Source organism: Actinomadura sp. RB99 (genome assembly GCF_014706005.1).
Classification (GTDB): Bacteria; Actinomycetota; Actinomycetes; order Streptosporangiales; family Streptosporangiaceae; genus Spirillospora.
In genome coordinates this window covers 1-12,519 of record NZ_JABMCA010000135.1, presented here as the reverse complement: position 1 = coordinate 12,519, position 12,519 = coordinate 1, and the positions used below count along the sequence as shown (strand labels likewise).

Genomic DNA, 12,519 nt, shown 5'->3' with positions numbered 1-12,519 from the left:
CCCTGGCCGCCGCCGCGTCCGGGCCGGCGCTGGTCGCGGTCGCGCGGCTCACCGCCGCGGCCGCCCCGCTGGTCGCGGCCCGGCTCGTCGTCCAGCCGCAGGGTCAGCGAGATCCGCTTGCGCTGCAGGTCCACGTCCAGCACCTTCACCCGGACGATGTCGCCGGGCTTGACGACCTCGCGCGGGTCCTCGACGTACCTGTCCGACATCGCGGAGATGTGGACGAGCCCGTCCTGGTGGACGCCGACGTCGACGAACGCGCCGAACGCGGCGACGTTGGTGACGACGCCCTCCAGCAGCATCCCGGGTTCGAGGTCGGAGATCTTGTCGACGCCCTCCTTGAACGTCGCCGTCCTGAACGCCGGGCGCGGGTCGCGGCCGGGCTTCTCCAGCTCGGCGAGGATGTCCGTGACGGTCGGCAGGCCGAAGGTGTCGTCGACGAACTCGGCGGGCTTGAGCGAGCGCAGCACGGCGGTGTTGCCGATGAGGCCCTTGATGTCGCTGCCGGCGGCCTCCAGGATGCGGCGGACGACCGGGTACGACTCGGGGTGCACGCTGGACGCGTCCAGCGGGTCGTCGCCGCCGGGGATCCGCAGGAAGCCCGCGCACTGCTCGAACGCCTTCGGGCCGAGCCGCGGGACGTCCTTGAGCCCGGAGCGGCTGCGGAACGGGCCGTTGGCGTCGCGGTGGGCGACGATGTTGTCCGCGAGGCCCTCGCCGATGCCGGACACGCGGGTGAGCAGCGGCGCAGACGCGGTGTTGACGTCCACGCCGACCGCGTTCACGCAGTCCTCGACGACGGCGTCGAGGGAGCGGGACAGCTTCACCTCGGACACGTCGTGCTGGTACTGACCGACGCCGATCGACTTTGGGTCGATCTTGACGAGTTCGGCGAGCGGGTCCTGGAGGCGGCGGGCGATGGACACCGCGCCGCGCAGCGAGACGTCCATGCCGGGCAGCTCGCGGCCCGCGTACTCCGACGCCGAGTACACCGACGCGCCCGCCTCCGACACCATGATCTTGGTGAGCCCGAGGTCGGGGTACCGGGCGATCAGGTCGGCGGCGAGCTTGTCGGTCTCGCGGGACGCGGTGCCGTTGCCGATGGAGACCAGGTCCACCTTGTGCTCGCGGGCCAGCTTCGCCAGGGTCTCGATCGACTCGTCCCACTTCCGCCGCGGCTCGTGCGGGTAGATCGTGTCGGTGGCGACGACCTTCCCGGTGGCGTCGACGACCGCGACCTTCACGCCGGTGCGCAGGCCCGGGTCCAGGCCCATGGTGGCGCGGGTCCCGGCGGGCGCGGCGAGCAGCAGGTCGCGCAGGTTCGCGGCGAACACCCGGACCGCCTCGTCCTCGGCCTCCTGCCGCAGCCGGGTGCGCAGGTCGATGCCGAGGTGCACGAGGATGCGGGTGCGCCACGCCCAGCGGACGGCGTCGGCCAGCCACCGGTCGGCCGGGCGGCCCTGGTCGGCGATGCCGAAGCGGCGCGCGATCTCCGCCTCGTAGGAGCTGCGGGCGGACGGGTCCTCGGGTTCCTCCTCCGGCTCCAGGTCGAGGTCGAGGACCTCCTCCTTCTCGCCGCGGAACAGCGCGAGGACGCGGTGGGAGGGCAGCTTGGCGAACGGCTCGGCGAACTCGAAGTAGTCCGCGAACTTCGCGCCGGCCTCCTGCTTGCCGTCGCGGACCCGGGAGACCATCCGGCCCCGGCTCCACATGCGCTCGCGCAGGGCGCCGATGAGGTCGGCGTCCTCGGCGAACCGCTCGACGAGGATGGCGCGCGCGCCCTCCAGCGCGGCGGCGGTGTCGGCGACGCCCTTCTCGCCGTCCACGTAGGCGGCGGCCTCGGCCTGCGGGTCGCGGGACGGGTCGTCCAGCAGCAGTTCGGCGAGCGGTTCGAGGCCGGCCTCGCGGGCGATCTGCGCCTTGGTGCGCCGCTTCGGCTTGTACGGGAGGTAGATGTCCTCCAGGCGGGCCTTGGAGTCGGCCGCCATGATCTGCGCGCGCAGCTCGCCGGTGAGCTTGCCCTGCGACTCGATCGACTCCAGGATCGCGGCGCGGCGCTCGTCCAGCTCGCGCAGGTAGCGCAGCCGCTCCTCCAGCGCGCGCAGCTGCGCGTCGTCGAGCGCGCCGGTCGCCTCCTTGCGGTAGCGGGCGATGAACGGGACGGTCGCCCCGCCGTCGAGCAGGTCCACCGCGACCCGCACCTGGCCCTCGCGGACGCCGATCTCCTCGGCGATGCGCTCGGTGATGGGCCGGATCGAGGGCTCGGCGCCCTCGTGGCCGGCGGACGTCTGGCTGATGGTCGCTGTCACAGCTTGGATTCGCTTTCTCCCCTGGGTGTCGCCTGTGCATTGTCCAGGGATCGGGGCCGCTTGTCTTGTCACCGCTCGTATGACGGTAGGCCCAGCACCACCCGACCGGCCGGGGAAGAGTGGGTCTAGCACCACCGAGCCCTGGACCGCGCTCGACCACAATGGTGGAGATCCACCGCTATGGCGATTCCTTGGAGGACCCGGTGAGCGAGCTACTGCGCGAGTACGGACGCCGGGCCCGGACCCGCCTGCTCCCCGGCCTGTTCCGGGCGGTCGTCCAGATCGTGGTGGCGTTCACGGTGAACCTGCCGCTGTTCATCCTGGCGGTGCTGTCGATCGCGTTCATCCCGCTGGGCGTCGGCGTGGTCCTGGCGCCGACGGTGTTCCAGGCGATCCGGGCGGTCGCCGACCAGCAGCGGACGTGGGCGGCCGAGTGGTCCGGGGTGCGGATCCCCGTCCCGTACCGGCCGGAGCCGGCGGGTCCGGTCGGGCCGTGGCGGCGGTTGAGGTGGCTGCTGGGCGACCCCGCGTCCTGGCGCGACCTGTTGTGGACGATCCTCAACGTGCCGGTCGCGCTCGTGCTCGGGGTGCTCGCGGGCGGTCTGGCGGTGTACGGGCTGGAGGGCGTGTTCCTCGCGCCGTGGTTCGCGATGATCGGCGGCTACGGGTGGGGCCCGTTCTGGCCGCTGGACGACTGGGGCGCGGCCGGGATCGTCGGGTCGGTCGTGCTGGGCGCGGTGCTGTTCGCGGTGTCCTGGCCGGTGGGGCCTTTCTTCCTGAAGGCGCACGCGCTGTTCTCCCAGTCGCTGCTGGCGCCGACGCGCAACGCGCTGGCGGCCCGGGTCGAGCAGCTCGCCGAGACGCGGTCGGAGGCGGTGGACGCCTCCGCCGCGGAGCTGCGCCGCATCGAGCGGGACCTGCACGACGGCGCGCAGGCCCGGCTGGTGGCGCTGAGCATGAACATCGGGCTGGCCGAGGAGATGCTGAAGCACGATCCGGAGATGGCGCAGAAGCTGCTCGCCGAGGCGCGCGAGTCGAGCGGGACGGCGCTGACGGAGCTGCGCGACCTGGTCCGCGGGATCCACCCGCCGGTGCTGGCCGAACGCGGTCTCGACGGCGCGGTGCGGGCGCTCGCGCTGACCCTGCCGCTGCCCGTGGACGTGCACATCGACCTGTCCGGGCGCCCGGGAGGCGGGCCGGGGCCGGCCGGTCCGGGAAGGCTCGAGGCGCCGGTGGAGTCGGCGGCGTACTTCGCGGTCGCGGAGATGCTGGCGAACGTGGTCAAGCACTCCGGGGCGCGGCAGGCGTGGCTCCAGATCGAGCACACCGGCGACCGGCTGATTATGATCATCGGGGACGACGGGACGGGCGGCGCGGACCCCGCGGCGGGGAGCGGCATGCGCGGGATCGAGCGCAGGCTCGCGGCCTTCGATGGGACGATGGCCGTGACGAGCCCGCCCGGCGGGCCGACCGTCGTGACCCTGGAGCTGCCGTGCGCGTTGTCATCGCCGAGGACCTCGCCCTCCTGAGAGACGGCCTGATCAGGCTGCTCGGGGCGTTCGGATTCGAGGTCGTGGAGGCGGTGGACAACGGGCCGTCGCTGCTGCGGGCGCTGACCGCGCACCGGCCGGACGTCGCGGTGGTGGACGTCCGGCTGCCGCCGACGTTCACCGACGAGGGGCTGCGGGCGGCGCTGGAGGCGCGCAAGCAGGTGCCGGGGCTGCCGGTGCTGGTGCTGTCGCAGCACGTGGAGCAGCTGTACGCGCGGGAGCTGCTGTCGGACAGCTCGGGCGGCATCGGCTACCTGCTGAAGGACCGGGTGTCGGACGTCAAGCAGTTCGTGGAGGCGGTGCGGCGGGTCGCGGACGGCGGCACCGCGCTCGATCCGGACGTGGTGGCGCAGCTGCTGACCCGGCACGCCCGCGAGGAGCCGCTGCAGCAGCTGACCCCCCGCGAGCGCGAGGTGCTCGGGCTGATGGCCGAGGGCCGCTCGAACGCGGCGATCGCCGCGAAGCTGTTCGTGACCGAGAAGGCGATCAGCAAGCACACGAACAACATCTTCGGCAAGCTCGGGCTGCCGCCGTCGGAGGACGACAACCGCCGCGTGCTCGCGGTCCTGGCCTATCTCGGCGGCTGAGCGTCCGCCGGCGACCGAGCGTTCGTCGGCGGCCGAGCGTCCGCCGGCGGCCGAGCGTCCGTTGGCGGCCGGGCGTTCCTCGGCGGCCTGGCGTTGGTCACCGGGCCCACGGCGGGACGATCCGCTCGTCGCCCTGCGGCGCGAGCTCGCACTTGGCGTCGTCCACGACGGCGTCCGGGTCGTAGGCCAGGCAGCCGGCGTGCGCGGCGACGACGGCGGTGAAGCCCCCGGCGGACGCGGTCACCTGGCGGGGCAGGTCGGCGGGCAGGACGACGGTGTCGCCAGGGCCGACCTCCAGCTTGCGGCCGTCGAGGTCGACGGTGGCGGCGCCGTCGAGGAACGTCCACACCTGCTCGGTGTCGAAGGCGTGCAGCGGGCCGGTCCTGCCGGGCGTGGCGTCGACGCGCCAGACGGCGATGCCCTCGGTGCCGCCCTGGGTGGGCGTCGCGAAGGTCGTCATCACGCCGTTCGGCGTCTCGGTGCGGCGGTTGTCGGCGTCGCGAAGCAGTGTCATAGTCCCTCATCCCGTACATTGGTCAACGTGGTTGTCCATATAGTCAACGAGGTTGCCTTTCATGTCAAGCGCTCCCCCGGACCCGCCCGGCTTCGAGCTGCCGCTCCGGCTGTTCCTCGCGTTCCGCGTGATCATCGATGAGCTGCACGCCGAGCTGGCCCGCGAGGGCCATCCCGAGATGCGCCCGATGCACGGCTTCGTCTTCCAGGCGATCGGCCCGGACGGCACCACCGCCGTCGAGCTCGGCCGCCGGCTCGGCGTGTCCAAGCAGGCCGCGGGCAAGATGGTCGAGACGCTCGAGCGGGCCGGCTACGTCGAGCGCACCGCCGATCCGGCCGACGCGCGGCGCAAGATCGTACGGCTGACCCCGTACGGCGTCGACGCGCTGGCCCGGTCCGCACAGATCTTCGACCGGATCCGCGACGACTGGGTGCGGCGGCTCGGCGTCGACCAGGTGCGGGCTCTGGAGGGCACCCTCCGCGCGATGACGCCGGACGACCTGTGGCGCCTGGACATGCCGGGCTGGTTCGGGACGGCCTGAATCCTCGTTCCGGTCTTTCTCCGCGCAGCCGTCCCGTACGTCCCCAGGCAGGCGCCCAGACCAGCGCCGCCCGGCCGCCCCGGCCGCCCGGAAGGGCTTGAACGGCCCTGTCGGCGTGGTTACCATCGCCTCAATTTCTTAGGAAACTTTCCTAAGAGAAGAGCGGGGATTCCTGTTGGTTCGGGGGACGGACGAACGGAGAATCATGTCCAGACCGGGCGGAAGGCGAACCGTCGCGCTCGCCACCGCGGCCACCCTCGCACTCGCGACGGCCCTGCTCACGGCGCCACCCGCGCCGGCCGCCGGGACCGTCACCGCGACGTGCGCCAAGACCTCGGACTGGGGCACCGGCTTCGAGGGCAACTGCACGATCACCAACGGGACGGGCGCCGCGATCAGCGGCTGGAAGGTCGAGGGCGACCTGCCGTCCGGCACGTCCATCACCACGGTGTGGAACGCGACGAAGACCGTCTCCGGCAGCCACTACACGTTCGCCAACGCCGGCTGGAACGGGACGGTCGCCGCCGGCGCGAGCACGAGCTTCGGCTTCGACGGCACCGGCGGCGGCTGGCTCACCGGCTGCACCGTCAACGGCGCCGCCTGCGACGGCTCGGGCACCCCGCAGCAGGACACGCAGCCTCCCACCGCTCCCGCGAACCTGCGCTCGACGTCCAAGACCGCCACGAGCGTCTCGCTGGCCTGGAACGCGTCGACCGACAACGTCGGCGTCACCGGCTACGACGTCTACAACGGCAGCGCCAAGGCGGCCACGGTCACCGGCACGAGCGCGACCGTCTCCGGCCTGTCCCCCAAGACCGCCTACAGCTTCACCGTCAAGGCGCGCGACGCCGCCGGTAACGTGTCCGCCGCGTCCGCCGCCGTGTCGGTCACCACCGACGACGGCGGGGGCGGCGACCCCGGGGGCGGCGGGAACAAGGTCGTCGGCTACTTCACCGACTGGGGCGTCTACCAGCGCGCCTACTACGTGAAGAACATCGACACCAGCGGGTCCGCCGCCAAGCTCACCCACCTCAACTACGCGTTCGGCAACGTCACCAACGGCCAGTGCGCCATCGGCGACGCCTACGCCGACTACCAGCAGACCTACACCGCCGCCAACAGCGTCGACGGCGTCGCCGACACCTGGGACCAGCCCGTCGCCGGCAGCTTCAACCAGCTGCGCAAGCTGAAGAAGAAGTACCCGAACCTGAAGATCCTCTGGTCGTTCGGCGGCTGGACCTGGTCCGGCGGCTTCGGGCAGGCCGCCGCGAACCCCGCCGCGTTCGCCGACTCCTGCTACAACCTGGTGAAGGACCCGCGCTGGGCGGACGTCTTCGACGGCATCGACATCGACTGGGAGTACCCGAACGCCTGCGGGCTCTCGTGCGACACCAGCGGCCCGGACGCGTTCAAGAAGCTGATGGGCGCGCTGCGCGCGAAGTTCGGGTCGAGCGGCCTCGTCACGGCCGCGATCACCGCCGACGCCAGCGACGGCGGCAAGATGGACGTCACCGACTACGCGGGCGCCGCCCAGTACGTCGACTGGTTCAACCCGATGACCTACGACTACTTCGGCGCGTGGGACGCGCAGGGACCGACGGCGCCGCACTCCCCGCTGACGTCCTACCCCGGCATCCCGCACGCGGGCTTCAACACCAGCGACACCATCGCCAAGCTCAAGGCCAAGGGAGTGCCGGCGGGCAAGCTGCTGATCGGCATCGGCTTCTACGGGCGCGGCTGGACGGGCGTCACCCAGTCCGAACCGGGCGGCACCGCGACCGGCGCCGCGCCCGGCACCTACGAGGCGGGCATCGAGGACTACAAGGTCCTCAAGGGCAAGTGCCCCGCGACCGGCACCGTCGCCGGGACCGCCTACGCCAAGTGCGGCAGCGAATGGTGGAGCTACGACACCCCGTCCACCATCGGCGGGAAGATGGCCTACGCCAAGGGGCAGGGCCTCGGCGGCGCCTTCTTCTGGGAGCTGAGCGGCGACACCACGGGCGGCGAGCTGATCGCCGCCATCAAGAACGGCCTCGGCTGACGCGGCTCCCCGGGGCGCGCCCTCCCAGCGCCCCCTGAAGCGCGGCCGAGCCCGACGGGCCCCTGACCGAAACCGGACGCCGGTCAGGGGCCCTTCCATGCGCCGGTGCCTCGCGCCGGGCGCACGCCGTCACGCCGGGCGCACGCCGTCACGCCGGGCGCACGCCGTCACGCCGGCCGTGCGGGCGGGGCCGGCGCCTCCCGGTCGAACAGGGGGCGCACCAGGTCGTCCTCGACGGCCTTCAGGTAGTCCCGCGCCGTACCGCGGACCATCGGGTGCTCGGCGCGGAACCCCTTCCAGTCGAGCCCGTCCCAGCGGGCGAGCTCGGCGTGGAGCCAGCGGGTGCCGATGATGGACGCCGCGTCGTCCAGGCCGGTCGTCCTGTCCAGCAGCGACGGCGAAGGCCGGACGTTCCTGAGCAGCCACACGTCGTACAGGTCCTTGGACAGCGGGCGCGAGTCGAGCCACAGCCAGTGCAGCTTCCAGCACAGCGACTGCTCGGGCGTGGCGGCCTTGAGGAGCAGCGGCGCGTCCCCCGACGGGCGGGGGACGGCGGTCCGGCACGGCGGGACGTGCAGCTTCTCGTCGAACGCGAAGTCGACCTGCACCTGCCCGCTCACGCCGCCGCAGTGCCAGGGCAGCGTGAGCCGGAAGCCCCAGCGGTCGTCCGGCCGGTCGCGGACCATGGTCTCCCGCGCGCCGTAGGCGTGGATCGACGACCGCTCGACGCGGCTCGGGACGAAGCGCAGGCCGTCCATCAGGTCGGTCCGGGGCGCGTATTCGACGTCGAGGAAGAGGTCCTCGAAGATCTCGTCGGTCTGGAACTCGTCGTCCCTCCACACCTCGGAGTCGACGATGAAGTCGAGGTCGTGCGGCATTCGGGCGTCCCGCCCGTACCAGGCGCGCATCAGCGCGCTGCCGCGCAGGACGAGATGCTCGCCCCACCTCGACCGGGAGATCGCGTCGAGGACGTGGTCCAGCGCGCCCTCGTGCGCGATCTCCTCCAGGGTGGGCTCGTGCGGCCCCATGCCCAGGAGCGGCGGGTCCTCCGTCATCGCGTCTCCTCCTCGACCCGCGCAAGCTCCTCTGACCGCTCGAACCGCGCGGGCTCCTCGATCCAGCCGTCGTCCAGCGACGCGTCGCCGTCGTGGACGACGAACTCGCGTTCCACCGAGACGATCTCGTGGCCGCGCGCCCGCAGCGCGCCGGCCAGCGCGTCCAGGCGGCGGGCCGCCGTGCGGGAGCCCACGCACCGGCAGCGCTGCGTGACGAACCGCTCCTCCCTCCCGTCGGCGCGGACGCGCCGGGCGTTGCGGGACAGGTGCGCGGCGTGCGGGCGCGCGGCGCCGGCCAGCGCGCCCGCGTCGAATCCGGGCTCCAGCAGCAGCTTGAGATGGTGCTCGAAGTAGTACGCGGGGCCGAGCGCGTCGGCGTCGTCGGCGGGGACGCCCGCGTTCCACGGCGCCGCCTCGACCTTCACGCGCGCCACCTCGAACCCGTCCGCCCGCAGGTCGGCGGCGGTCCGGGCGGCGTCGGCGAGGGCGTCGTCCAGCGTGCCGCGGGTGCGCAGCGTCAGCATCGGCTGCGACGCCACCCGGCCGCGCTCCAGGACGATGTGGACGAACTTCAGGCCGCGCGCGACCGCCCACCCCGCGACCGCCCCGGCGGCCGCGGGGCGGACGGTCACATGCGTCTCGAAGTCTCCGGCGAAGTCCACCCCCGGATGGTCGCAAACCGGTCATCGCGGGGCCCACCGGTTTTCCGGATCGCCGGTCTCCCGGCTCGCCGTGACGTTGGCGCCGGTCCTAGAGGTCCTGGCCGCCGTCGATCGTGAGGATCTCCCCCGTCATGTACGGGTTCGCCATGAGGAACAGCACGGCGGCCGCGGCCTCGTCCGCGGTGCCGAGGCGGCCGAGCGGGGTCTGCCGCCCCACCTCCGCGACGGCCTCGTCCCCCGCCCGGTCGGCGCCGGCGCCCATCACGCCGCGCGCCAGCGGGGTGTCGAACATCCCGTAGCGGACGGTGTTCGCGCGGAGCCGGCGCGGCGCCAGCTCCACGGCGAGAGCGCGGGTGAGCGTCTCGACGCCGCCGACGGCCGCGAGCAGCGTCATGCCCGGCCGGGGCCGCGTCACCAGGCCGCCGGACGTCAGCGTGATCGACCCGCCCGCATTCATCCTCGGCACCGCAGCCCGCGCGGCGGCGAGCGCGGTCCACAGCCGCCCCTCGAACGCCGCGCGGGCGGCGTCCCGGGTGACCTCGGTGATCGGCGCGCCGCCGGCGGCGCTGCCGGCGGTCAGCAGGACGTGGTCGACGGCGCCGGCGCGCTCGAAGGTCTCCTCGACCGCGTCGTCGTCGGCGGCGTCGCCCGCGACGCCCAGGACCTCGGCGTCCGGGCCCGCCGCGCGGGCGTGCTCGACGGCCGCGTCCAGCCGCGCCTTGTCGCGGCCCGTCAGCACGACCCGCGCGCCGAGCGAGGCCAGCATCGCGCCGGCGGCCAGGCCGATGCCGGAGCTGCCGCCGATGATGACGGCGGTCTGCCCGGCGAGGGCCTGCGGCAGCGGCGAGCGGACCGGGATCGGCGCCTCGGTGGTGGTCATCGCGTTCTCCTCAAATAAAACATCTGGTTGGTTTACCTTGGCCCAGCCGAGCCGCCGAAGTCAACCGGATGGTTTAATTCAGGGCATGACGTACGACGCGGAGGCCACCCGGCGGCGGATCTTCGACGCCGCCACGGCCGAGTTCGCCGCGCACGGGCTGGCGGGAGCCCGGATCGAGCGCATCGCGCTCAAGGCCCGCGCCAACAAGCAGGCCATCTACCTCTACTTCGGCGGCAAGGAGAAGCTGTTCGGCGAGGTCGTCCGGTGCAAGGTGGACGAGGTCTGCCACGGCGCCGACCTCCGCCCCGACGACTTCGCCGAAGGGATCGGCCGGCTGTTCGACTGGTACGGGCAGAACCCCGAGCTGGTCCGGCTGCTGCTGTGGGAGGCCCTGGAGGGCGGCGGCGACGTCCAGGGCGAGCCGGAGCGCCGCGAGGACTACCGCGCCCGGCTCTGCGAGTTCCAGGCCGCCGGAGTCGTGCGGGCACCGGCCGGCGCGGAGGGCACGCGCGTCACGCAGGACCGGATCTTCACCATCATCGGTCTCGTCGTGTGGAACTTCGCCGTGCCGCAGCTGCGGCGGCTCATCCTGGACGAGGACGACGACGAGGCCGCGCTCGCGCGCCGGCGCGCGTCCGTCGTGGAGACCGCGCGCGCCCTCGCCGAAGCCGGGATCTTCGCATGACCGGCGGCCCGGCGGCGCGAGCGGTCCCGCCGTCGCCCCGGGCGGTCCTGTTCGATCTCGACGGGACGCTGCTCGACCACGCCGGCGCGGCGGCCGAGGCGATCACCGCGTCGTTCCCGGACGAGGACCCCGAGCGGCTCGTCCGGCGCTGGCTGGAGCTGGTCGACGCCTCGGTCGACCGGTACCTGGCGGGCGAGCTGACGTTCCCCGAGCAGCGGCGCATCCGGATCATCACGCTGGCCCGCGAGCTGGGGCTCGGCGACTGGGACGAAGCGCGCGCCGACGCGTGGATCAGCGGGTACGCGGCACGGTACGCGGCCGCGTGGCGCCCGTTCCCCGACGCGCCCGGTCCCGTCGCGGCGCTGGCGGAGCGCGGCCTGCGGCTCGGCGTGATCACCAACGGGGACGCCGGGCAGCAGCGCGCGAAGATCGAGCGGATCGGGCTGGCGGAGCGGCTGGCGTACCTGGTGACCTCCGCCGAGACCGGCGCGGCCAAGCCGCAGCCGGAGATCTTCCGCGTCGCCTGCGCCGGGCTCGGCCTGCCCGCCCGCGACGTCGTCTACGTCGGCGACCGGCTGGACGTGGACGCGCGGGGCGCGTCGTCCGCCGGGCTGGCGGGCGTCTGGCTCGACCGCTCCGCCGGGCCCGTCCCGGACGGCCTGGACGTCCCCCGCATCACGTCCCTGGAGGAGCTGCCCGGCCTGCTCACACCGTGATGCCGGCGAGCGCCGAGCGCGTCGGCTCGATCGCGATGACCTCGTAGCGGACACGCCCGGTGCGCAGGAACGGGTCCTCGGCGGTGATCTCCTCGATGCGGGCGCGGTCCGTGCCGGACGCGAGGATCACCCCGCCGACGCGCGGGTCCCGGCGGGCGGTGAGCAGGAACGTCCCGGCCCTCATGTGCCGGTCGACGTACGCGTAGTGCTCGGGGATCAGCGCGTCCAGCTCGTCGAGGACGCCGTCGTCGTAGTGCAGCAGCAACAGGAACATGCCGGCAGTGAACGCCGCGCGGCGCCGTCCCGTCCACGAGGCGCCGCCTAGGGCGGGTGAGGCCCCGCCTAACGCCGCAGACGGCGGGCGATCGCCTCGGCGTACGCGTGACCCGCGTCACGGCGCCAGGCGAGCGCGAACCTCAGGCGCGGCGCGTCCCCGGCGAGCGGCCGCCACACGAGCCCGGGTTCCGCCGCCCACGCGGGACGCAGCGCGACGACCGGCTCCCCCGAGGTCAGCTCGGCGCGGGCCACCGCCCGCCGCGCCGTGGAGACGCGGATCTCCGGGTCCCAGCCCGCGGCGCGGCACGCGCCGAGCACCGCGTCGTGGTAGCCGGACGCGAGCCCGCGGTCGAACCACAGCAGCCGCTCCCGCCCCAGGTCGCGCCACGCGACCGCCTCCCGCGCGGCGAGCCGGTGGCCGTCCCCCATCAGGACGCCGAGCGGCTCGTCGTGGACGGTCTCGGACGCCAGCCCGGCGAGGTCGGCGGGCAGCGTCACCACGGCGAGGTCCAGCTCGCGGCGGCGGAGCGCGGCGAGCTGGCGGTCGGTCGCGGCGTCCTCGTACACCGGCCGGACCCGGGCGTCCCGCGCCGCCGCGCCGAGCCGTCCGGGCAGGTCGGGCGGGACACCGGGCGGCACGCCGACGACCAGGGTCCGGGTGCCGGACGACGCGGCCGCCACGGCCCGCGCGCCCCGCTCGGCG

General features: G+C 73.7%; 13 protein-coding genes. 6 read left to right on the top strand and 7 right to left on the bottom strand.

Translation table 11 applies throughout. From position 1 onward, the window contains the following. Positions 1-2,255 (bottom strand): Tex family protein (locus amrb99_RS48330; RefSeq protein ID WP_347257187.1); only part of this gene is annotated, 2,255 nt, incomplete at its 3' end. 257 nt (positions 2,256-2,512) lie between these two features. Here amrb99_RS48330 and amrb99_RS48325 point away from each other — a divergent pair. Further along, positions 2,513-3,838: a sensor domain-containing protein gene (locus amrb99_RS48325; protein ID WP_347257186.1), complete on the top strand. Its 1,326-nt coding sequence runs from the start codon at positions 2,513-2,515 to the stop codon at positions 3,836-3,838. Beyond that, positions 3,802-4,446: a response regulator transcription factor gene (locus amrb99_RS48320; RefSeq protein WP_151546181.1), complete on the top strand. Its 645-nt coding sequence runs from the start codon at positions 3,802-3,804 to the stop codon at positions 4,444-4,446. The genes amrb99_RS48325 and amrb99_RS48320 overlap by 37 nt, the downstream gene beginning before the upstream one ends. Positions 4,447-4,543: 97 nt before the next feature. On the opposite strand, the gene amrb99_RS48315 is transcribed toward amrb99_RS48320, so the two are convergent. Further along, entirely contained in the window at positions 4,544-4,960 is a 417-nt protein-coding gene (locus amrb99_RS48315; protein WP_190868849.1) for a cupin domain-containing protein, read from the bottom strand. Positions 4,961-5,021: 61 nt separating this feature from the next. Between amrb99_RS48315 and amrb99_RS48310 the strand changes: the two genes are divergently transcribed. Together amrb99_RS48310 and amrb99_RS48305 are read left to right on the top strand one after the other, a co-directional pair. Then, on the top strand, positions 5,022-5,501 hold the full coding sequence (locus amrb99_RS48310; RefSeq protein ID WP_190868848.1) for a MarR family winged helix-turn-helix transcriptional regulator: 480 nt from the start codon (positions 5,022-5,024) through the stop codon (positions 5,499-5,501). Between the two features lie 205 nt (positions 5,502-5,706). After that, entirely contained in the window at positions 5,707-7,542 is a 1,836-nt protein-coding gene (locus tag amrb99_RS48305) for a glycosyl hydrolase family 18 protein (RefSeq protein ID WP_190868847.1), read from the top strand. Between the two features lie 167 nt (positions 7,543-7,709). Here the strand turns inward: amrb99_RS48305 and amrb99_RS48300 are convergent, their stop codons facing one another. The 3 genes from amrb99_RS48300 to amrb99_RS48290 all read right to left on the bottom strand — a co-directional run bounded on the left by amrb99_RS48300 (position 7,710) and on the right by amrb99_RS48290 (position 10,139). Continuing rightward, positions 7,710-8,597: a nucleotidyl transferase AbiEii/AbiGii toxin family protein gene (locus tag amrb99_RS48300; RefSeq protein WP_190868846.1), complete on the bottom strand. Its 888-nt coding sequence runs from the start codon at positions 8,595-8,597 to the stop codon at positions 7,710-7,712. Continuing rightward, entirely contained in the window at positions 8,594-9,259 is a 666-nt protein-coding gene (locus amrb99_RS48295; RefSeq protein WP_190868845.1) for a hypothetical protein, read from the bottom strand. Before amrb99_RS48295 ends, amrb99_RS48300 begins: the two co-directional genes overlap by 4 nt. Before the next feature lie 88 nt (positions 9,260-9,347). Continuing rightward, positions 9,348-10,139 carry an SDR family oxidoreductase gene (locus amrb99_RS48290; protein WP_190868844.1) on the bottom strand — a complete coding sequence of 264 codons (792 nt, stop codon included), beginning with the start codon at positions 10,137-10,139 and terminating at the stop codon, positions 9,348-9,350. 85 nt (positions 10,140-10,224) lie between these two features. Between amrb99_RS48290 and amrb99_RS48285 the strand changes: the two genes are divergently transcribed. Next, on the top strand, positions 10,225-10,824 hold the full coding sequence (locus amrb99_RS48285) for a TetR family transcriptional regulator (protein ID WP_190868843.1): 600 nt from the start codon (positions 10,225-10,227) through the stop codon (positions 10,822-10,824). Beyond that, positions 10,821-11,540, top strand: coding sequence for an HAD family hydrolase (locus amrb99_RS48280; RefSeq protein WP_190868842.1), 720 nt, complete (start codon positions 10,821-10,823; stop codon positions 11,538-11,540). The genes amrb99_RS48285 and amrb99_RS48280 overlap by 4 nt, the downstream gene beginning before the upstream one ends. On the opposite strand, the gene amrb99_RS48275 is transcribed toward amrb99_RS48280, so the two are convergent. Continuing rightward, the gene (locus amrb99_RS48275; protein WP_190868841.1) at positions 11,530-11,814 is read right to left on the bottom strand and encodes a YciI family protein; all 285 of its coding nucleotides are present in this window, start codon (positions 11,812-11,814) and stop codon (positions 11,530-11,532) included. The genes amrb99_RS48280 and amrb99_RS48275 overlap by 11 nt on opposite strands. Before the next feature lie 68 nt (positions 11,815-11,882). After that, a partial coding sequence (locus amrb99_RS48270) for a LysR family substrate-binding domain-containing protein (RefSeq protein ID WP_190868840.1) occupies positions 11,883-12,519 on the bottom strand: 637 nt, incomplete at its 5' end.

Bases quoted from the DNA above. Each gene is read 5' to 3' on its own strand.
- amrb99_RS48300 (WP_190868846.1), bottom strand. From the start codon at position 8,597: ATGACGGAGGACCCGCCGCTCCTGGGCATGGGGCCGCACGAGCCCACC.
- amrb99_RS48310 (WP_190868848.1), top strand. From the start codon at position 5,022: ATGTCAAGCGCTCCCCCGGACCCGCCCGGCTTCGAGCTGCCGCTCCGG.
- amrb99_RS48315 (WP_190868849.1), bottom strand. From the start codon at position 4,960: ATGACACTGCTTCGCGACGCCGACAACCGCCGCACCGAGACGCCGAAC.
- amrb99_RS48290 (WP_190868844.1), bottom strand. From the start codon at position 10,139: ATGACCACCACCGAGGCGCCGATCCCGGTCCGCTCGCCGCTGCCGCAG.
- amrb99_RS48305 (WP_190868847.1), top strand. From the start codon at position 5,707: ATGTCCAGACCGGGCGGAAGGCGAACCGTCGCGCTCGCCACCGCGGCC.
- amrb99_RS48280 (WP_190868842.1), top strand. From the start codon at position 10,821: ATGACCGGCGGCCCGGCGGCGCGAGCGGTCCCGCCGTCGCCCCGGGCG.
- amrb99_RS48285 (WP_190868843.1), top strand. From the start codon at position 10,225: ATGACGTACGACGCGGAGGCCACCCGGCGGCGGATCTTCGACGCCGCC.
- amrb99_RS48275 (WP_190868841.1), bottom strand. From the start codon at position 11,814: ATGTTCCTGTTGCTGCTGCACTACGACGACGGCGTCCTCGACGAGCTG.